The sequence below is a fragment of the [Clostridium] citroniae WAL-17108 genome, assembly GCF_000233455.1.
GTDB lineage: Bacteria > Bacillota > Clostridia > Lachnospirales > Lachnospiraceae > Enterocloster > Enterocloster citroniae.
This window is the reverse complement of sequence record NZ_JH376434.1, coordinates 51062-71414: the sequence shown is the minus strand read 5'-3', so window position 1 is coordinate 71414 and position 20353 is coordinate 51062. Positions and strand designations below refer to the sequence as shown.

Annotated in this window: 23 protein-coding genes; 5 read left to right on the top strand and 18 right to left on the bottom strand. The window is 48.6% G+C overall.

Going from position 1 to position 20353, the window contains the following annotated elements; genetic code table 11:
- Positions 1 to 238: 238 nt before the first annotated feature.
- On the bottom strand, positions 239 to 1093 hold the full coding sequence (locus HMPREF9469_RS29445) for a hypothetical protein (RefSeq protein ID WP_007871254.1): 855 nt from the start codon (positions 1091 to 1093) through the stop codon (positions 239 to 241).
- Positions 1094 to 1216: 123 nt separating this feature from the next.
- The gene (locus HMPREF9469_RS29440; protein WP_007871253.1) at positions 1217 to 1909 is read right to left on the bottom strand and encodes a 5'-methylthioadenosine/adenosylhomocysteine nucleosidase; all 693 of its coding nucleotides are present in this window, start codon (positions 1907 to 1909) and stop codon (positions 1217 to 1219) included.
- A 340-nt stretch (positions 1910 to 2249) separates the two neighbouring features.
- Here HMPREF9469_RS29440 and HMPREF9469_RS29435 point away from each other — a divergent pair, with 340 nt between their 5' ends.
- Positions 2250 to 2492, top strand: a complete 243-nt coding sequence (locus HMPREF9469_RS29435) for a TIGR03905 family TSCPD domain-containing protein (RefSeq protein WP_007871250.1) — start codon at positions 2250 to 2252, stop codon at positions 2490 to 2492.
- Positions 2493 to 2556: 64 nt separating this feature from the next.
- On the opposite strand, the gene HMPREF9469_RS29430 is transcribed toward HMPREF9469_RS29435, so the two are convergent.
- Together HMPREF9469_RS29430 and HMPREF9469_RS29425 are read right to left on the bottom strand one after the other, a co-directional pair.
- Positions 2557 to 3075, bottom strand: coding sequence for a DUF6147 family protein (locus HMPREF9469_RS29430; protein WP_007871249.1), 519 nt, complete (start codon positions 3073 to 3075; stop codon positions 2557 to 2559).
- Between the two features lie 15 nt (positions 3076 to 3090).
- A complete protein-coding gene (locus HMPREF9469_RS29425) occupies positions 3091 to 3918 on the bottom strand; it encodes a hypothetical protein (protein WP_007871248.1) in 828 nt (275 codons plus the stop codon).
- 138 nt (positions 3919 to 4056) lie between these two features.
- On the opposite strand from HMPREF9469_RS29425, the gene HMPREF9469_RS29420 reads away from it, so the two are divergent.
- Positions 4057 to 5127: an undecaprenyldiphospho-muramoylpentapeptide beta-N-acetylglucosaminyltransferase gene (locus HMPREF9469_RS29420; RefSeq protein ID WP_007871247.1), complete on the top strand. Its 1071-nt coding sequence runs from the start codon at positions 4057 to 4059 to the stop codon at positions 5125 to 5127.
- On the opposite strand, the gene HMPREF9469_RS29415 is transcribed toward HMPREF9469_RS29420, so the two are convergent.
- From HMPREF9469_RS29415 to HMPREF9469_RS29350, 14 genes are all read right to left on the bottom strand, one after another.
- Positions 5124 to 5672: an RNA polymerase sigma factor gene (locus tag HMPREF9469_RS29415; RefSeq protein WP_040417761.1), complete on the bottom strand. Its 549-nt coding sequence runs from the start codon at positions 5670 to 5672 to the stop codon at positions 5124 to 5126. The genes HMPREF9469_RS29420 and HMPREF9469_RS29415 overlap by 4 nt on opposite strands.
- Positions 5673 to 5685: 13 nt before the next feature.
- On the bottom strand, positions 5686 to 6102 hold the full coding sequence (locus HMPREF9469_RS29410; RefSeq protein WP_007871245.1) for an HIT family protein: 417 nt from the start codon (positions 6100 to 6102) through the stop codon (positions 5686 to 5688).
- 42 nt (positions 6103 to 6144) lie between these two features.
- Positions 6145 to 6765: a rhomboid family intramembrane serine protease gene (locus tag HMPREF9469_RS29405; RefSeq protein WP_007871244.1), complete on the bottom strand. Its 621-nt coding sequence runs from the start codon at positions 6763 to 6765 to the stop codon at positions 6145 to 6147.
- A 181-nt stretch (positions 6766 to 6946) separates the two neighbouring features.
- Positions 6947 to 8569, bottom strand: coding sequence for a DUF6382 domain-containing protein (locus HMPREF9469_RS29400; protein WP_007871243.1), 1623 nt, complete (start codon positions 8567 to 8569; stop codon positions 6947 to 6949).
- Entirely contained in the window at positions 8559 to 8957 is a 399-nt protein-coding gene (locus HMPREF9469_RS29395) for a hypothetical protein (RefSeq protein WP_007871241.1), read from the bottom strand. The genes HMPREF9469_RS29400 and HMPREF9469_RS29395 overlap by 11 nt, the downstream gene beginning before the upstream one ends.
- The gene (locus HMPREF9469_RS29390) at positions 8954 to 9478 is read right to left on the bottom strand and encodes a hypothetical protein (protein WP_007871239.1); all 525 of its coding nucleotides are present in this window, start codon (positions 9476 to 9478) and stop codon (positions 8954 to 8956) included. Before HMPREF9469_RS29390 ends, HMPREF9469_RS29395 begins: the two co-directional genes overlap by 4 nt.
- 2 nt (positions 9479 to 9480) lie before the next feature.
- Positions 9481 to 10197, bottom strand: a complete 717-nt coding sequence (locus HMPREF9469_RS29385; RefSeq protein WP_227161383.1) for a hypothetical protein — start codon at positions 10195 to 10197, stop codon at positions 9481 to 9483.
- Positions 10198 to 10390: 193 nt separating this feature from the next.
- On the bottom strand, positions 10391 to 12415 hold the full coding sequence (locus HMPREF9469_RS29380; RefSeq protein ID WP_007871235.1) for a DUF5702 domain-containing protein: 2025 nt from the start codon (positions 12413 to 12415) through the stop codon (positions 10391 to 10393).
- Positions 12415 to 12594, bottom strand: coding sequence for a Flp1 family type IVb pilin (locus tag HMPREF9469_RS29375; RefSeq protein WP_007871233.1), 180 nt, complete (start codon positions 12592 to 12594; stop codon positions 12415 to 12417). The genes HMPREF9469_RS29380 and HMPREF9469_RS29375 overlap by 1 nt, the downstream gene beginning before the upstream one ends.
- Before the next feature lie 47 nt (positions 12595 to 12641).
- Positions 12642 to 13922, bottom strand: a complete 1281-nt coding sequence (locus tag HMPREF9469_RS29370; protein WP_040417781.1) for a hypothetical protein — start codon at positions 13920 to 13922, stop codon at positions 12642 to 12644.
- 35 nt (positions 13923 to 13957) lie between these two features.
- A complete protein-coding gene (locus HMPREF9469_RS29365; protein WP_007871229.1) occupies positions 13958 to 14812 on the bottom strand; it encodes a type II secretion system F family protein in 855 nt (284 codons plus the stop codon).
- The gene (locus HMPREF9469_RS29360) at positions 14763 to 15938 is read right to left on the bottom strand and encodes a CpaF family protein (RefSeq protein WP_157140361.1); all 1176 of its coding nucleotides are present in this window, start codon (positions 15936 to 15938) and stop codon (positions 14763 to 14765) included. The genes HMPREF9469_RS29365 and HMPREF9469_RS29360 overlap by 50 nt, the downstream gene beginning before the upstream one ends.
- Positions 15939 to 16292: 354 nt before the next feature.
- On the bottom strand, positions 16293 to 17282 hold the full coding sequence (locus tag HMPREF9469_RS29355) for a P-loop NTPase family protein (RefSeq protein ID WP_007871214.1): 990 nt from the start codon (positions 17280 to 17282) through the stop codon (positions 16293 to 16295).
- A gap of 87 nt (positions 17283 to 17369) precedes the next feature.
- Positions 17370 to 18002: an A24 family peptidase gene (locus HMPREF9469_RS29350; protein WP_007871211.1), complete on the bottom strand. Its 633-nt coding sequence runs from the start codon at positions 18000 to 18002 to the stop codon at positions 17370 to 17372.
- A gap of 266 nt (positions 18003 to 18268) precedes the next feature.
- On the opposite strand from HMPREF9469_RS29350, the gene HMPREF9469_RS29345 reads away from it, so the two are divergent.
- The 3 genes from HMPREF9469_RS29345 (at position 18269) to HMPREF9469_RS29335 (ending at position 20352) form a co-directional block, all read left to right on the top strand.
- Positions 18269 to 18622, top strand: a complete 354-nt coding sequence (locus HMPREF9469_RS29345) for an ArsR/SmtB family transcription factor (protein WP_007871208.1) — start codon at positions 18269 to 18271, stop codon at positions 18620 to 18622.
- Between the two features lie 70 nt (positions 18623 to 18692).
- Positions 18693 to 18956, top strand: a complete 264-nt coding sequence (locus tag HMPREF9469_RS29340) for a YaaL family protein (protein WP_007871201.1) — start codon at positions 18693 to 18695, stop codon at positions 18954 to 18956.
- A gap of 55 nt (positions 18957 to 19011) precedes the next feature.
- Complete coding sequence (locus tag HMPREF9469_RS29335) at positions 19012 to 20352, top strand: alpha-amylase family glycosyl hydrolase (protein ID WP_007871192.1); 1341 nt, start codon at positions 19012 to 19014, stop codon at positions 20350 to 20352.
- Position 20353 lies beyond the last annotated feature (1 nt).

Here is a 20353-nt window from a genome sequence, read left to right as displayed (position 1 = left end):
TAAGGTCTATTATAGCAACGGATTTTCATTTGGGAAGTTGAGAACCCCTAGAATCGTTCGCCAAATTCTCCTAAAAATCGATTCTGAGAGGTAAGATTTTTCTTGAACAAGCTGATGGTTTAAGCCTCTCTTAAGGGGGATGGGATGGGGGATTTTGGGGGAGACCGGATGTCCCGGCCGCTGGATTAGGCTAATTTCCTGGGCAGCCGGATTAGGCCGATTGGCCGGGCACCGCATCTCACAGGTGAATGTTCCCCTGATTGGATCTTTCTTCCAAAAGGTGCTTTCTCATAACCCAGTAAATTCCCATACCCGCGGGCAAACACAAGCTGAACATCACTCCATTCTCAGGGTAGACTACATATTTACTCAATCCCATCAAGGCAACGGAACATGTAAAACGCAGTACTTTTCTCCTATCCTCCAGCATCAAGGAAAAGCCCGGAGCAACATAAACAAGCATGATCAGGGCAATCCACCCCCACCGGTATCTGATTTTATTCCTATAACAATCGGCCGCAGACACCACTGCTGCCCCAAACACTGCCATGGAAAAAACAAACAGAAACCACTGGACTACATTCCATTTTCCCATGCTTCCCAATGTTCCAATTGGCTTTAATGACTCCTCAGTTCTGATAACAAAATTCGTAAGACCGCTGTCCCCGTTATCTCCTTCAACATGCCGGAGGACGACCGACATCTTTTCCCCGCTTGCTGTGGTGATCTTATAATTAGCTGTTATTGTCTTTATCCTTTTACCGTTAGAAATTGTTGTCTTCCTATTATATCCTGTTTTCTTATAAGTAAATTCCTGTTCACCGTCCCACACTTCCAAAAGAGTCTGCATGTCCTTTTCCATACTCTTCTTTGATACCCCCTGGGACAAACACAGGGCGTCCATGGCATTCCGGTCCCCGGCGGACGCTGCGCCTATCATCTGTTCCAGATATTGGTCAGACCTGGTATCTGATTTTATTTCACCTGTGATCAGGCGGAATACATGGAGGAGTAAAACGGCCACAATGGCAGCTAACAGAATAACACCTGCCACTCCTGCAATGATCAGATTCTTTCTTTTCTTTTTGTCCATAGTAAACGGTTCCCCTTTTGTTCCAATATTTTCACCAATACTATACTATAGGTCCACAACAGTAAACATGCTTTAAGCAAAAAAGGGACCTCCCGGAATTGCATCCCAGAGGTCCACATAATTTTAGAAGGAACGGATCATTTCCGTCAGCAGGTTTACGGAATGTGTGATTGCCTTGGCTTCAAATACCGGATAATCTACAGTGGCGCTGTCATCCGCCTTATCTGATATAGCCCTTACAATCAAAAACGGTATGGAATTCAGATAGCATGCCTGGGCAATGGCCGCTCCCTCCATTTCCGTACAAAACCCTGCAAATGTATCCACCAGCCACTGCTTTTTCTCTTTTCCTGAGACAAACTGGTCTCCGGTGACAATGCGCCCCACAAAGGTATGGATATCTGGATTCACCTTAGCGCAGCATTCCTGGGCAAGCTGTATCAGTCTCTCATCCGCCTTAAACGACAGGGTATCCACACGTGGGATCTGTCCCACTGCATATCCAAATCCGGTTGCATCCATATCATGCTGCAGCGCATCGCTGGAAAGCACAATATCCCCTATATCGATCTCCGCCTTCAGCGAACCGGCTATTCCGGTATTTACAACGCCCTCCACCTTATATATATCCGCCAATATCTGGGTACACATAGCGGCATTGACCTTTCCAATACCGGACCGGACCACGACCACGTCCTTTCCTCCCAGCCTGCCCTTATAAAAGTCCATGGCAGCCCTTGTCTCCACCTCTACATCTGTAAGCTGTTCCTTAATCTTAGCCACTTCCTCATCCATGGCTCCAATGATACCTAACATAAAACCTCCTTCTGGTACTATAGTGCGTAAGTTTTCATAATCCACATGCATAAATCCACATGCATAAATTCACATGCATGATATCCCTGCCGGAATTGTTTCTGTACAGAAACGGCATAGCAATTCACAAACCACCTTAACAGATCTGATCCCGGTTGGATAGCAGATGTGGTCATTACCGAAACTTATGCAGTACAATACTTGTCCCCTGATGGGCACCTCTCCTTTATTATACCGAAAGTGTACAGTTTTTCAAGGGCCAAGCTTATTCACACTTGACATTCCACAGTTCATAAGGCATAATCTGATATACATAATTGATTTTCAGGAGGCAATACACATGCGATATAAAACTCAAGGAGTCTGTTCACGGGAGATATCCTTTGAAGTAAACGATAACAAGCTTACCAATGTCCAGTTTTTCGGCGGCTGTTCAGGCAATACCCAGGGTCTGTCCAGGCTGATTGAAGGTATGGATGTAGATGAAGCCATCCAACGGCTGGATGGCATTCACTGCGGCCCAAGGCCCACATCCTGTCCGGACCAGCTGGCCAGGGCCTTGAAGCAGTATAAGGGACAGTAATAAGTTTGTGGATATGGGAAAGGCAGGTCGCGCGGACCTGCCTTTTTTGGTTGGGTTTGTTGTGTTAGTCTAGTAAAACGCCGTCTGTGGTTGGGCTGAATGCTTCAACTTCGCCATTGTAAACTACGGCAAATACACCTCTTAGACGATAGTAATAACCTTTAGGCTGATTTATAAAAGAGACATCAACAGTGGGCGTTATTAAACCATCCGGATAATCTTTAGCATAAAATTCCTGTTCGTAATAATTAACTTGACGCCATCTTTCGGATGCTTCATCCCATTTGTCTAAATACAATGTTATGTATGCTTCATCCACTGGAAATCTAGTATACCCTACCGCAAGTGCTCCTATTGTTCCATCTCCATTATTCTTAATAATTAAATCAGCATTAAGAAAGAATTCGCCACGTGCTCTAGCCGATTCTGTTACCTTACTTTGTTTTACTCCCACCGGCAATAACGCTGAAACCTCATCAACAGAAGTATATTGATTCGGATTAATAGGCATCGCAAATATATTTAGTGTGAAAAATATTGCAATCATTACCGAAGCTATAGAAGTATATAGTATTCTTTTCATTTTGTCCTCCGTAGTTTAAAAAGATAATCCTTCCACCATCTTTATAAAAGTTGTCTTATCCATAGTTCCTATTAATCTATAACACGCGCCACCAGTTATTACAGATGCCTCATATGTCTCTATACCATCCGCATGAATTTCTCTTTTCATTGTTATATCTTGTCCTAACCATTTATTATAGACATCATCATCATTGACAATTTTAGAATCGGATTTATAGTTATATGAAACCTCTTTTCCATATTTAGATTCAATTAAATATACCGTGTTATCTTCATAAAAAAATACTATGAACACATATCCCTCTCCTATTTGAACATCCGCAAAGGTCATATCCACAGGCATATAATTTATCTTAAGGGGTTTAATATTTAATTCTTTTTCAACCAAAGCATATGCCTCTTCTTCCCCATTAACAGCCACCTTATTCATATCATTATTAAATATAACCCCATCACCTGCCAGCGTATCCTTCCGCTCCCGATAAAAATAAGACTTCGTCCCCATTGCCACCATACAACCGCCGCCAGCCATCAAACAAGCAATCAGCCCAATGGCAGCCAGGCGTTTCCAGCCAAACCTGCCTTTAATAATCTTATTGTGCCTTGAATCCGCGGGTTCTGTCCTTTCATCTGAATTCTCTGCCTCAGCGCGTTCCTCCTGGATCCTTGCCCAAATTTTCTCAAACTCGTCCGGGGACGGCTCTGAACTGAGCTGGGGAACATTTAAATTGCAGGCCGCTTCAAATTCATCCAAAAGATCTTGGTCTGAATATCCAGAAATTTCCTGAAGCAGGTTGTCTATGAACTTGTCCTGTTCTGAATCTTTGTTATAATCTCCCACGTGACACCTCTGTTTACCAAATCTCCTAAAGTTCCCTTGGCCTTTAGGGTTGACTTTTTGCATTTAATGCTTACTATAATAGTAGACGTTTATGATCAGGGTTTTTCCCCATCATAATATAACCTTCAGGAGGTTTTTATGAAAAAAATAGTATTAACCGGCGGCGGTACTGCCGGACACGTCACTCCCAATCTGGCTTTGATCCCCTCTCTCAGGGAAGCTGGCTACGAAATCAGCTATATCGGCTCCTATCAGGGCATGGAGCGTAAACTCATTGAAAATGCAGGCATACCTTATAATGGCATATCCTCCGGAAAGCTGCGCAGGTACTTTGACATTAAAAATTTCTCCGATCCATTCCGTGTGATCAAAGGCTATGGCGAAGCCCTGCGTCTGTTAAAGCGTTATAAACCGGACGTGGTTTTCTCCAAGGGAGGATTTGTGGCAGTCCCTGTGGTGCTGGCTGCCAAACACTATAAGATTCCCACCATTATCCATGAATCAGACATGACTCCCGGACTGGCAAATAAAATCTGCATTCCCTCCGCTGCCAAAGTATGCTGTAACTTTCCTGAGACTTTAAAATATCTTCCGGAAGACAAAGCCGTCCTTACAGGTTCACCAATCCGCAAGGAACTGTTGCAGGGGGACCGGCTGTCAGGGCTGTCCTATGCACATCTTGGCGCAGATAAGCCTGTTCTCCTGATCATCGGCGGAAGCCTTGGATCTGTAACTGTCAATCAGGCTGTCCGCAGCATCCTTCCCCGCCTTCTCGCCGACTATCAGGTAATACATATCTGCGGCAAAGGCAACCTGGACGAAAGTCTGATCGGTACCGCCGGATATGTACAATATGAATATGTAGATGCCCCATTAAAGCATCTGTTCGCAGCTGCCGATATTGTCATCTCCAGAGCCGGAGCTAACTCTATCTGTGAGCTGTTGGCACTGCGCAAACCCAATCTTTTAATTCCCCTTTCCGCTTCTGCCAGCCGCGGAGACCAGATCCTCAATGCCAATTCCTTTGCAAAGCAGGGATTCAGCAAGGTTCTGGAAGAGGAGGCTATCTCTGATAATACCTTGTATCAGGCCATTGACGATTTGTATCAACAACGCAGTACCTATATACAAGCCATGGAACAAAGCAGTCTCAACAATGCAGTGGAGACTGTTACTTCCCTCATTGAATCATGTGTTAAATCATCTTAAGGCCAGTTTTCATCTTGCAGTAGGGTTTCCAGGTATTTCCTAATACGGCTGACCCGGGAATAGCATGCCTTTTCCGTAATGTTCAGGATCTCGCATACTTCTTTGGTCGGCCGCCCTTCAATCAACTTTAAAGCAGCAACCTGACGCCAGTTTTCAGGCATCTTTTCAATTTCCACCAAAAGTGCCTGACATCGCTCTTTACTTACCACAAAATCCGATAGGTTCGCGGCCTTGTCATGGGACGGAAAGTCTTCAGTATTGTAGGCTTCCTCATCCAACTCCCCATAGCTTCTCCGCTTCATTCTGCGGTGATAATCCATACAACGGCTTTTGAGGATCTTGATCAGCAGCATCTTCAGGTTTTCCGGCGGCAAATCAAGGGAATAATCATAACGGGCATACGAGATAAATGTATCGTGCACCACATCATCAATGTAATCAAAAGGAATTTCATTGAGATAGGCTATCTTTCTCAGAACATACTGGAATTTCAGATACATTTCCTCAAACTTCTTTTTATCTTCAGCATCCATCTTCTTATCCATACTCTATTAATCTTTACAGCCCGCTCTTAATTTGTTCCGCAGTCTGAACCAGTTCTTCCGGTGTTGCATTGCCGGGTGTCCAGCTTACGATCGATGGGCCATTCTCGTACCTGGGAATCACATGCATATGGAAATGAAATACAGTCTGTCCGGCCGAATCTCCATTGTTCTGAACCAGATTAAATCCGGTACAACCAAGGGACTTCTTCATTGCAGCGCCAATCTTAGCACCCAACGGAAGTATCTTTGAAGCAGTTTCTTCATCCAGGGTACATACATCTGCAAAATGCTGTTTCGGCAGAATGAGTGCATGTCCTTTGGAAGCCGGACCCAGGTCCAGGATCACCCGAAACTGCTCATCCTCGTACAGGGTAGTTGATGGAATTACCCCGTTTGCTATTTTACAAAAAATACAATTGTCATCTGTCATATTGAAAGTCCTCCTTCTGCTGTGATCCGCACAGCTTTGTTTCTATTCTTCCATATAAAAGCCCCTGGCAGCACGAGGCCTCCGATACAAAAGAATACTTAAGATGAAGCCGGAAATCAGCCCTCCTATGTGTGCCCAGTTATCTATACCCGTGGCCGTAAAGCCGTGGTACAGGGTTAGAAGGATCATAAAGCCCAGCTGTCTGTTAGTAAGTCCATCCAGCTGTCCATGATTAACTGCAACCACATAGACCAGGCCGCCTACCACCCCGAAAATCGCGCCGGAAGCCCCGGCCGACACTGCCGCGTATCCTTTTTCCATATGAACAACTATGGAAATGATATTTGCGAAAATGCCGCTGGCCATGTAAAAAAAGAAATATTTCACATGACCAAGGACCTGCTCCATTCTCTCTCCCAACACAAATAGGACCAGCATATTGTTCATCAGATGGCTGGCCCCAAAATGCAGGAACATGGAAGTAAGTAGCCTGTAATACTCTCCACGCATGACAACCAGAGGTTCATAAACAGCTCCGTGCTTCATCATGAACATAGTGTCTTCCGTGTCACCGATTAATTCAAACAAAAGAAAGACCATTACATTAACTGCAATTAATGCAATATTAACATATGCCTTATCCCTTTCCCTGTATGCACCCATCGGTTTTCCTCACATCATCAATGATATCTTATCTTAACATACTTTCATTGTCTTGTTAAGTGGGTACATTGCATATTAATTAGATTTATAATCCCCCTCCATACGTTTTTTCTATGATCTGCAGCTAATATTACCATTATTTTCCATCATAATTATTGGAATTGTATATAAAATTGATTATTCAGGTAAATATATATCCTATATCAGCAATAATGATCTCATCTCCAACCTCGATCACGGCAGTCTCATTGGCATCTAAAAGTTTTCCTCTGACCCTGGTCCCATTGGTGGAATTAAGGTCCGTGACCGTATATGTCCCTCCATCCTTATCGATTCTCAGGTGAAAACGGCTGACCGTATCCTTTTGAAGGACATAATCCGCCAGATTTTTATTTTTGCCTATGACAAAGGGGTAATATGAGATGACTATTTCATCCTCTTCGCCTTCTATGGAAGTCAATCGCCGCAATTCGTCCTCCGTCCTGCGGCCTGTGAGAAGAGTTGTGCGCATGGTTTCCTCATTGTCATGACCAGGGAAAGTATTGGAATATTCCACGGGCTGCTTTCCACTGCAGGCATTCATGGTTTCATCCTCCCCACTTGTCCTCTGGTCTGTCCCGGATAAGGGATCTGATTCATCCTCATATAGGATCCTCCACATCCCTTCATCAGCCTCGTCTTTCTGCCTCCTTGGCTTTACCGCCTCCTGAACCGGCTGTATCTCCCTCATTTGTTCGTTCCGTCCCTTTTTCCTCCCCCCAACCAGCCAGAACGCCAAATCCATTGCCGCAATTGCAAACAGGAGCCCCCCGTCCCCACAGATAAGGATAAAACGAAGCTCCCTTACTGCATTTGGTCCCCTGAGCAGCCACAGGGCAGCCGGAATCAGGACAACAACAGACATCCAAATGATAACCTGCTTCGCAATTGGAATTTTCTTTCTATTATCCCGTTCATATCCTCTATTACACTCCTTCTGTCCTGGGCTTTCTTCCCATCCTGCCCCTGCCTTCTTTCCAAAACCCAATGCTCCTCCAAAGCCTGATGCTCTTCCAAAACCTGCCGACCATTCAGAATCTGACATTCCAATGTCTGGCGTCCCAAAATCTGCTGTCCCAAAATCTACTGTCCCCTCCCTGCTGTTCTTCTCCCCTTTTCGCTCCTGTTTTACCCAGTCTGTCTGATTTCCCCATCCGTTCCCGCCTTCTGGCTGCCTCTGACCTTGCCCGGACAGTTCCTGAGAGGATGTTCCATCCCTATTTTCTCCGTCCAGGGAAATAAATTTTAATATGTCCTCTATGCCGTAGTTGTCCTTCAGGCTCTCCTGATACATGCCGTAGGCGAGAACCACACATTCGCGGTCTTTGTGGTTCACACATTTGAGAATATACTGTAAAAAACGGCTTAACTGTTCCGGAAAATCTCCCCTGTGTCCCGGAACCAGGCACAGGCTGATGCCAAAAAGTTCCGGTTCCACGTAGATCAGATCCTGATTTAACAAAATCCCCCCGTCACTCAGCAGATATTCCTCCATCCTCATCAGGGTTACATGCAGCTGTATCACAATCTGGCATATCTCATCTCTGGTGATGGAACGGGTTTCCAGCAAACGGCTCAGGGGCTGCCTGGAAGTAATATCATAATAGTAGAGGGGGGTTCCATCCTGATACCTGATATGCATATGCATCAGCCCCCGGATTTCATTGCCTGCCAGCATTTTTGCCTCATATCCAGCCTCTGCTCCCATATCGGGAGTGACCACCAGATAATTGTACTTTATCTCACGCCTGTAGCTAATTTCCATCCTCTTCCCCCAGACCCTCGATCAAGGTGATCTTTCGCAAAAACATCTCCGGCCTGAACCTCTTTCCCTGGATTTCATAACTCCAGCGCCCGCCCTGTCCTTTGCCCGACACCCGTATTCCCCGCTGGCTCAGCCCAATCTTATATTCTAAAAATGTCATCGGGTTCCCCATATACCCCTCCGCCGCGGATGCCGCCCCATCCAAATCCAATCCTTTTTCATGCCGCCCCTTTTCTACCGCTTCATGGAGGCTTATCATACCCACGGTCTCATCCCGCATATACCCGGCCTGCCGGATCATAACGGATAAGGAAAGAAGCACCATGGCCATAATACATGCTGCTTCCACTGTAAAACTTCCCTCAACCCATTCCCCCAGCCGGTTCATAGAAACATCACCCCGATTCCGCCAGGAACCAAAAACGGCAAAAAGGGAACGGAGCGTCTGCGGACATTCTGCCCTGCACAAACTCCCTTTATGACCAATATACCGCATACCAAAAAGCAGCATGTTAATCCTCCCATCAAAAGAATAAAATTTCTGAAAAATCCCAGATATAGCCCTGATACGGAAAAAAACAATCCATCACCTCTCCCAATAGCTCCCCGGGTCATTGCTGACAAGAGAAGCATCCCCCCTCCCACTGCCATTGCCGCTCCTACGTCCAAGATGCGCCTTGCTGCAAATCCCCATAGATCCACTGACTCCCAATCCCCGGAAAGGGCATTAATTTCCAGGAACAGCTCCACTCCCCTCAGTACAATGCCCGCTGTTCCAAATATAACAAACACGCTGACCCGTATCCTGCGCTCTCTGCAGTCCTGAAAAGCCGTAACTGCCAAAACCATAAAGAAGCCGCTTCTGAGCATGATCTCAACTGCCCTCATCCCATTTGATATTCCATCCATATCTATTCTCCTCCGCAATATGAACACGCCCCCAGATGCTCCGCCTGTGAAAGGGGAACCGCCTGAACATATGCTATAATGGAAGCGCATGTCTTTGATAAATGGTAACTGGTTCCATAGGGCATGACATATACCATCCCCCCCTCCGATCCTGTTTTACATGTCTTACACGGTGCATACCTTGCCCCCGACTGGTTGCGCAGGGAGTCCACCTCACCGGCCGCCACTGCCTTAAGATCATTATAAAGATAATGGCATGTCCTCCTCCTGTGAAAGCGGGTAGAGTTTTTGCCAATATAAACCGTTTCATCCTCTTGTCCGCCGGACATTCCCCCATCTTTGTTTCGTCCTCCGTCCGCTCCATTCCACATCCTGCGGCTGCACACATGCTGCACCGGAACGCTGTCCAGACCCAATACGGAAAAAGGAAGCTTCATCCTGTACTTCATCATAATGTGCACCATATCATCTGTCCCAATATCGGTCCCATCAAATGATACTGATTCCACCCAATTTCTGTCGATCTGTCCCAGGATTTTCATAGCCGCATACCCGGATGCCAGAAGGGCGGTCACTTCCTCCCCATCCGTCCGTTCTGTATCCACCTGATCCTCATCCCCTGATAAAAGGCAGTACTCCACATACGCATACTGGCTCAGTTCCTCCCCCACGGATTCCACCACGGCCTGTATCTGCCTTTGCCGGTTTATCATTTTCATAGGCATCATCATGCAGATACACACGAACAAAAACAGGGGAAGGCACATGGCCGCTTCCAGGGTAAGACTTCCGGCCTCAAAACCGGAGGCCCATGATAATGCCCTTTTTTCACAGCATAGAGCTTCATATACAAGGATTCTTCTATTGTTTCGTACTTGGAGAGGTGCGAATTCTGTTTGTTTCTTAAAGGAATTATGCGCTGAATAAAAGGCTGCTTGAAAAAAGGGCATCATCATAGGCCTCCTTTCCGGATTTTGGATCGTTCAGATAGCTGTCTGATACGCCTATACGCGTTTCATACCCGGGTCCCCTGTCCCCCATTTGGCTTTTCCACAACCCTGCTGAAAAAAATACATGTTTTCCACTGACCGTGGCTTTCATTTCCACATTACATGCACAGCGCTCCATGGAAAACCCGCTCTGCTTCTTTCCTATATTAATCTCCATGACATCCATCATGCGGTACACCAGATCCGCTTTGTAACTGCCGAATATAAGAATACGCATATATCCCTTATAACTCAGTCCTCCTGTTTTTCCATCCCATGATCCCATATCTCCCAGACCTCTGTTCTTACCTATGGAAAGCAGCTCATCCAAGCTCAGTCTCCAGTCCTCCCTGGTTTTTAACACAGGTACTTTTCCGCCGTCTAACAGGCATCTCACATCCATGAGAGCTTCCCCCAACGCCCATACGGACATGATTAAAAATGCAGTCAGCGAGACAAGGGGAAGCACACCGCTTCCTCCCACAATAGCCAGCGCCAGACTACGCGCTTCCTGGCGCTTACCGGGATCGGAGAAAATGTGGATCAGGTTCATGCCTTCCCTTAATGCCACCAGACGCGAGATAACTCCGGCCAGGTTCTCCCTGTCCCCGTCTGCCCCATGGACAATATATTCCAGTTCATAAAATCCCTGGTCCTGCATTTCCTTTTGAAAGCCCTTGAAAAACCGTATATCATATTCACCTACCAGAAGGCGCTGCAGCAGGTTTTCTGCCCCGATCAAAAGTCCCTCCCTGCCGGCTTCATCTTCCCTCATTACTGATGCTGAGGGCACTGTGTCCAGCGAAAGCTTCCTGCCTGAAACCACCGTCCCTTCCGGCAGGACCAGCTCCAGGATCCCTCCTGATACCAGTCTCCCCACCTGCTCCAGGAAATCCTCCTTTTCTTTATCCTTAACTCCAAACTCAATTCCCAGGGAAAGCATGGCGTATCCGCTCCAATGAGCCGCCACAGGCCGCCACAGCGCCGCCTCATCCAGTTCGTCATCTTCATCCTCCGGCTCCCAGCTGTCTATATAGTCCATCACATCCCCGGCCATGGAAATGGCTCCTCTGATCCACTGGATCCGGTCAGGTCCGTATTCCCTGAGACGCACCACCTCCCGGCGGCGCTGCCCGTCATGGGATACGTAGGATTCATACTGAGCGATCTCATCCTCAAATGCAGCCTGAACCCCGGAACTTAATTCCTGTCTCTCATTCTCAAACTGTTTGCGGCTTTCCCCCAAGCGTTCAGCCAGCTGATCCGCCTTTTTTTCATAAACTCCCACCAGTGCGGGCAGCTTTTCCAGCTCCCTGCACATGCGCTCCGCCTGGGAAATAAATCCGGAACCATCCAGCCATTCCAACGCTTGTCCGGCCCGGGACCAGCATTCACTCTGGGATTTCAGTCCGTCATCTATCTTTTCCAGAGCCTTCTCCAGCTGGACCGCTTCTTTGGAATGGGCTGTATAGAGGCCGGATACCCGGCTTACACTTCCTCCCTCTTTCCATGTCTTAAAGAGTGCATCCGCCCCTGATTCATCCAGCTCATCCCAATCCGTATCCAGCAGGCCATATTTCATATAGTCCAGGATTTCCTGTTCCAGATACCGTCCCTCTCCCTCTGTAAGGGCAATGATATCCTTTGCCTCCGTGCAGGATATCTTCATGGGATACCAGTTCTGTGCGTTCATATAAGGGGTAAGAAATTCCCCCAGCTCCCATTCCAGGGTCTGGGGACTGTCATACTCTAACCCCAGGATCCTGTATTGCTTCCACAATTCCCTGTGGTACTGAGCCATAAGGGAATCCATGGACGAATCCACCGCCATCCTGAGATAGCATCTGGCCCCTGCTGTCCGGACGGATTCCGCCATCCCGCACAGCAGGGCGCAGACACTTACCAGGATCATGGCGAGAAATACGGTGATCTCACCCTTCTCCCCCATTAATACACCTCTTTCGACTGGCTGTTGACCTCCTTAAAAATATTTTCCAAAAGCGTTATGATCTGTTTCTTAAAAATGATCACAAGACCGATGAGCACCACCAGTACAAGCACCAGCTCGATCACTCCAACTCCCTGCTCTTCCCTGAAAAATGCCCTCAGCTGCTCTCTAAGTTCCATACACTCACCTCTCTCCTCCTATGAACTGTTCTCATTCCCCATATGCCCTACCCAAATTCCATTAATGCGGGCACCGCGATCATGATCATTACAACAGATAACAGCATGAACAGCGGCAGCAACAGCCTGGTTCCGGCCTCCTCCCCCAGTCTTCTTGCCTGGTGTTTTCTCTGCTCAAATGCCTCTGCCATCTCCAGCTTTAATGTATCCCTCAGGTTCTTTGAACCATTCTTCCTGTTCTGCTCCAAAAGTCCGCTGAGCTTAATATAGGACTGCAGGCCGCACCGTCTGCCAAATTCCACAAACGCCTTCCCCTCAGATACACCGCTCCTGATCTGGCAGCTGGTCTCATACATTTCCCTGTATACATGCCTCGGCGTTCTTCTTCCCGATGCAACCATGTCCTGATACTCGAATGCGATCTTATCCCATGCCGTCCTTATACTCATTCCGGCACCCAGAAATATGATGAGACGGGACAGGATTTCCGGATAGTCCAGCGTCATCTGCTGCTTCCTTACTTCTTCCTTTTTTTTGATATCCCTTTTCTCTTTTAAACTGAACATGCATGCTGCCGCTGCCCCCAGGCCTGTCATAGAGAAAAAGGAGGATTCCTTCCTGCTGCTGTAGCTCAGGCTCCTGCCCTGGAATGAATCCGGCAATTTCATTGTCTCCCGGGTATTTTGACGTTCATCCTCATCATACAGTAAATTTAAGAAGGCCTTGCGGACCTGTTCCTGCTCTGTGAGCAAAGGCGGTTTTACTTCTATGGATACAGCGTATTCTTCCGGCCACCGCCCCTCTGTCATGCGGACTCTCAGGCATACCTGGTTCCCCTCATCATCCAGGCTCTCATTATTTACTTCCCCAAAGGAATTAACAAGCTCCGGACTGTCGGACTCCCATCTGAGACGGACGCCGTATTGATTCAGGGATGTGATCAGATCCAAGTTGCTCCTTACATCCTTCAGCGAACCGTTATCAGCCAGTATATACCCGGGAAGCTGCTCCATAATGGCTTCATAAACCCTGTGGGCTTCTTCCCTTGTATAAGTGCGTTCCGACAGGTTGAGATCCAGCGCCACCTCATCCGCTTCAAGTCCCCTTACCAGAAGCTGATATGGCGTATCCCCCTGCCCATAAGAGTTGCGTTTAAGGATATATCCCTGGGCAAGGTCCTGCTCCATCCCTGCCATAAGATGAGCCACAACTCCCAGAGCAAGCCCCAGGGTCACACACATGAATTGGCTTTTCCATTTCCTCCGTTTGTCCCATTTCCCCCATTTGCCCACCCCCCGGCTCACAAACCTTATTAAGGTGTTCTCCACCTGATCCATCACCCCATTTGTTATGTCTTTATTCTCTATACCTCAATCTCCAATATCTTTTTCGCCAGGACCAAAGCTCCTGCATATACTGCCAGGCAGGCCGTCATGATGCATCTTCCCATAACAGTCTCATACATCACCCGGAAAAAACCCGGTGAGGTAAAATCTATGTAAAGAATGATCAAAAAAGGAATCCCGTTCATGATCTTCTGCTCAAATACCCTGGATGCGGTCATGGTGTGGATCTCCTCCTGTACCTGCACCTTATCCCTGATAATCCCGGCCGTGTAATGAATGATTTCCACCAGCTCCCCTCCGTTCCTTCTGGCAGCTGCAAATACCTGGGCAAAATTATCCACGTCCTCAAGTCCGCTTCTGGAACCAAACTCCATAAGAAGCTGTTCCGGCTGTCTGTTCATTCTGACCCCTGCGCTGAGAATGGTAAACTCCCGTGTGATCATCCCTTCCTTCCCATACAGCCCTTCCAGTTCGGTCACACTCATGGCCAGCCCGTTTTCCAGGGAGTATCCGGCTCCCAAAAATGAGGCCAGAACCAAAATTGCTTCCTTAAACTGAAGCCCCAGCTGCCGGGTCCGTTCCCGCTTCAGATCCATTTTTTTATAAACAGGATAGAGCAGGCCTGCCGGAAGCAATATAAGAAACATTGTCATGCTTCGATAAAATGTATAGGCTGTCAATCCACAAACCGCCAGTCCCCATGCACCGTACAGCAGCCACTCCCGTGGAGACAGCCGGTAGCGCCGGTAGTCTGCGGACCGTCTGTTTCCCGGATTAGGCCCCGGCCCAATCCACCGGCCCTTCTTTTGTCCTGTCACCGTTTCATCCCGTCTTCCCCTCCTCCCTCCTCTGGCAATATCCTGCTGCTCCAAGCTTTTCCCTGTACGTGAGCTCTCCCCTTTTCCTGAGAATCCCCTTCTCCCTGTCATATTCGTACAATGGTTCCAGTTCCACTTCTCCATTCCTGCATGCCCCAATCTCTGTGATACTTAGTACTTTCCTGCTCCCGTCCCTGAGTCTTCCCAAATGGATCATCACATCCAGCGCGGACGCGATCTGGCTCCTGATGGCAGCCAGGGGAAGCTCTGCTGCCATCAGCACCATGGTCTCCAGCCGGCTGATCATATCCCTTGGGCTGTTGCCATGTCCGGTGGAGAGCGACCCTGCATGCCCCGTGTTCATTGCCTGAAGCATGTCCAGTGTCTCCTTTCCCCTGACCTCGCCCACAATGATCCTTGATGGATTCATCCTAAGGGATGCCCGGATCAGCTGGCTCATGGTTATCTCACCTTCCCCTTCCGTGTTGGCGTTCCTGGTCTCCATACGAACCAGGTTGGGCACCTGGGTAATCTGGAGTTCTGCGGAATCCTCAATGGTAATAACCCTTTCGCCGGTGGGGATATACGCTGACAATGCGTTTAAAAAGGTTGTCTTTCCCGAATTGGTCCCCCCGCTGATAAACATGTTATATCCTGCTTCCACCAGTTTCTGAAGGAACTCCGCCCCCTCCCGGGTAACCGCGCCAAAACGGATGAGCTTCTCCATGGTAATGGGCTCGGGAAATTTGCGGATGGTTACAGCCGGACCGTCCAGCGACACGGGAGGCAGCACCACATGGACTCTGGAGCCGTCTTCCAGCCTGGCATCCACAATGGGCGAGGACACATTGACCACCCGGTTGACCCTACCCACGATCTGCTGGATTATGTCCTCCAGCTGTTCAGGCTTTTCAAACCTGCCCTTCCAGAGTTCCACCTTACCGTTTCTTTCAATGAATATTGTTCCTGCCCCATTGACCATGATCTCGGACACAGACCTGTCATCAATCAGCTCCTGCAGAATATCCAGGCGGCGGAAGCTGTCATAAAGGCTTCCTCTCAGCCAGATCCTCTCTTTTAAAGGAAGATAGATTCCCTGCCCCATGTCACGGATCGCAGTGTCAATGCGCTCCAGCAATTCCTGGTCATCCATATTGCGGCATTCTGTAAGCTCCTCCATGATCCGTCCCCGCAGTCTGGCGCGTACCCCATCCCGGTTCCTCCCGGTTTCCCTTTCTGCTCCGTTTTCTGCTTCCCGTCCGGAAAGGCTCCCTGATTCTGCCCGCCCTGATTCTGCCCATTCTGATTCTGCCCGCCTTCCTGCCTCCTCCCTTCCGTACTCCGCATCAATCCTGTTGCGGACCTCCCGGGCCGCCTGACGCCTGCTGTCTCCAACTGCCTTTCTATCATGGGCCACTGTCAGCAAATACCTCCTTTATCTCCTGGTGCGCTCTTAAAATTTCCTGGTACGTCTTGTAACCGGGGCAGGTTGGGCGATTAATTCCTCAATTAATAGCGGCGGAGAAAATCCCCCTCACTTTGTTAAAAGCTGCCGTACAAAATCCCCCAATTCCCCAAACAACAGCTGTTCCAGATACCCCTCCCGCCGGATGACGCTTCCCATCCTTGGAAGTTTCAGCTTCTGTATCCGCTCCCTGACGGACCCGTCATCCGCCGCTTCCAGATACTCCTCAAATTCCTCAATTTTGGCAGCTGAAACGCAGTCCTCCCTGACAGGCATGTAGACAACATCACACACGGACAGGACCGGCAGCGCCCCGCGCCCCATCTGCCCCACATCCACCACCACCTTGTCGTATCCGCTCTCACGTGCAATGCGGTCTATGAGCATAGCCATCTCCTCCGGCGTTACCTGGCTTAGATCCTCCCCATACCGCACCGGAGGTATGTAGTCCATACTCCCCCAGTTGTGCACCATGGATTTCAGGTGCATCCAGTTATATGTCCCCTGCCTGTAAAGATAAAGCACATCTGACAGGTCGGCCCTGTAATCGCCGCACACCAGCCTGGAAAATCCTGAATACTCCTCCAGATTCATATACAATACAGCCTCCTGCCGGGCCATCTGCTGGCACATGGTAAGGGCCAGGGATGACTTTAAGCACCGGTTTACAGGGGAATAGATCCCTATTACCACTGCCCTTGACCCCAGAAGGGCCAGGGCGGGCTCCATGGGCTGACTGCAGTAGCGGGCCATGACCTCCCTCATCACGCAGTCCCCTGACTGGTACTTATAGATTGCCGGAAACTCTTCCTTCTCCTCCACCAGCTCTCCCTGGCACAACACCATGATCTGCTTCGCTTTTACATCCCTTACCAGCTCCCTCGCATCTTCATCTGCCAGAAGGATCTCTATCACATGTTCCTCACCGTACTGACGGAGTTTTTCCACACTGGAAAACGACATGGCCGTAAAAGGTATCTTCTCTTTTTGGTTTACATAATCAGCAAACCGTTCCCCATAGGACGGGTCCATCCCAAATACTGCCAAAACCCTTATCATGAATTTATACGCTGCCTCCCTTCAAAATCCCGGCGCTCCGGGAAACTCTTTCCTAAGTTTCCGGAGGAGGCCGGTTCTGACACTCAGTCATCCTTTCCACAAGACCGTAAGTAAAGTGCCTGCAAACAGACAGGCTCCCAGCGGAATCACGCAGGCATTCCCGTCCCTTTGGGGACAATAATATGGTTCAATGTTCTTACTTTGGAGCATCCGCCTGATATAGGCTGATAAATACAGAAACCTTTGAAAAACGCTGCCATGAAACAGCATCTTGCCAAGAGCCAGAACAGCTCCCAGACATAACCCGGCCGCAATGGCCCTTGTTCCATCCCTCATTCCCATATAAGCGGCAATGAGTCCCATTACCTTAATATCCCCTGCCCCGGTCATACGCAGTGCAAAAAAGGGAAATCCCAGTCCCCACACAAGGACCATCCTGCCTAAAAAACCAGCCCCGGTCCACAGGATCAGCGCACCGTCCAGACCAAGACCCAAATGCCCTGTTCCCAGTCCCAAGTGCCCTGTTTCCGGTATCAAGTGTCCTGTTCCCGGTAATAAGTGTCCTGTTCCCGGTAATAAGTGCTCCGTTCCCGAAAAAAAGCAGGTGCATCCCAGACCCAGAACCGCGCCCCACCCTGCTGCCTGATTGGGTATCCGATGTTCCCTTACATCCCAAAATGCGCAGCAAGCAAGCACGGCCAGCAGTATGCAGTCAGACAAAATCCCATACTTCCCCCTTTCCATTTGTAAATTTGTTTGTTCCTGTTCCTTTGGAAATTCCTGTCCGATCCGGACAGATCACTTACACTTGATCACCTAGATTGTTATAAAAAAGAATGTCTTGAATGTTGTTCCATTATGAGTGATATTAATGAAAATGTCAAGGGTAAAATTTGAGTATTTCACAGCTGATCACCTTGACCTTCCCCTGTATAAATGGTAAAATAAAGTTGGTTCAAATTTTTAAACCAAAGGAGGAATGGCAGATGACAACTGCCCGGGAACTTCAGGAACGTTTCCACCTATGCATGCCTTTATTCATCGCCCTGGGGGATGAGATGCGTCTGTCCATTGTGGAAGTACTGACAGAGGAGGCCATGGGCCCGGAACGTCCCACCGGCCCTGTTATCTTTGAAGATCATGCCCTGAACGTAAATGAGATCACCCAGCGGACCAGCCTGTCCCGCCCGGCTATCTCCCATCACTTGAAGATTTTAAAGGATGCGGGACTTGTGGGTGTGCGCCAGGAAGGGACAGCCAATTATTATTACCTCACCCTGAGGGAGTCCAACCGGAAGCTTATGGAGCTTGGTTACCGGCTGGAGGAATTCATGTATTAAATTCCTGCACATGCATAAGATGTCATTTTCCAGATATACTATTTCTATCAATATCTGGGAGATGAACAATATGTTTGATATTTTAAAAGCAGTCAGGGAAACAGCCGCGGCCAAGGCCGGCGCTGTTCCATCCAGAAAGCCGGCAAAGCTCCGGCCGGAACTGATCCGTCTGCGGTTCGAGATCGAGCGTACCCAGTGTGCCATTGACGCTGCCAGAAACCATTTTGAGCAGGCCGTGGACCCCACACTGATCGACTGCTACATTTACGAACTGAATGCCGCCCAGCTGCGGTACCAATTTTTACTGCGTAAATTCAAAAGCCAGGAGGATTAATACTCCTGGCACGCACCATAGAACAACTAAACTAAAAGATTGCGAGGAAAACAACATGAGCACCTGGTATGAGCGGGGAGTATTCTATCATATGTATCCCCTGGGGATGACGGGAGCCCCTAAACACAATGACCCGGCCAAGGCAGCAGGCCGTTTTAAAGAACTGTTTCAGTGGATTCCCCACATTAAGTCACTTGGATGCAATGCCATCTACATAGGGCCGCTTTTTGAGTCCACCAGCCATGGATACGATACCAGGGATTACAAGCTGGTTGACCGCCGTCTGGGGGATAACCAGGCATTTAAGGATTTTGTGAAGCAGTGCCATGATTCCGGCATCAAAGTGGTGGTGGACGGAGTGTTCAACCACACGGGCCGGGAATTCTTTGCTTTTAAGGATATCCAGGAGAAAAAGTGGGATTCTCCTTACAGGGACTGGTACAGGGGGGTCAGCTTTGACTGGCAGAGCCCCTGCGGCGATTCCTTTGGATACGAGGCCTGGCAGGGACATTTTGAGCTTCCGTGCCTGAACCTGCCAAACCCGGAAGTCAGGTCTTATCTTTTTGATGTGATCCGGTTCTGGGTGGATGAATTTGATATAGACGGGATCCGGCTGGACTGTGCCAATGTCCTGGATTTTAATTTTATGAAGGAGATGCGCAGTGTTACATCCGGCATGAAAGATGACTTCTGGCTCATGGGTGAAGTGATCCACGGGGATTACAGCCGCTGGGTCAACCAGGAGATGCTTCACTCCGTTACCAATTATGAACTTCACAAAAGCCTTTATTCCGGCTTTAATGACCATAATTTTTTTGAGATCGCACACAATGTACGGCGCCTGGAAGCCATCGGAAGGCAGCTTTATACCTTTGTCGACAACCATGATGAGGACAGGATCGCCAGCAAGCTGGTCTTAAAGGAGCATCTGTTTCCCATCTATCTCTGCCTCTTTACCCTTCCGGGCATCCCTTCCATCTATTATGGCGGAGAATGGGGCGTGGAAGGCAAAAGGAGCAATACCAGTGACGAGGCCCTGCGCCCTGCGTTTTCCATGGACCAGGCGGATGAACTGCACTGTGAGCTCACGGATTTCCTGTCAGCCATGGGCCGCATCCATGATGGGAACCAGGAGTTTCACGGCGGACGTTACCAGGAACTGCTGCTGACCAACCGGCAGTACGCATTTGCCCGCCACGGGGAAGGTTCTGTTATCATCACGGCAGCCAACAATGATGACAACGAAGCGGAGCTTGATATACCCGTACCCATCCAGGCATCGGAGGCCGTCAGCCTTCTGGAGGAAGATACCATCCTGCCCATCACAGGAGGAAAGGTTCATGTTAAATTAAAGGGCAACCGGGGGGCTGTCCTGAAAATAAAGGGGGATAAGTGAT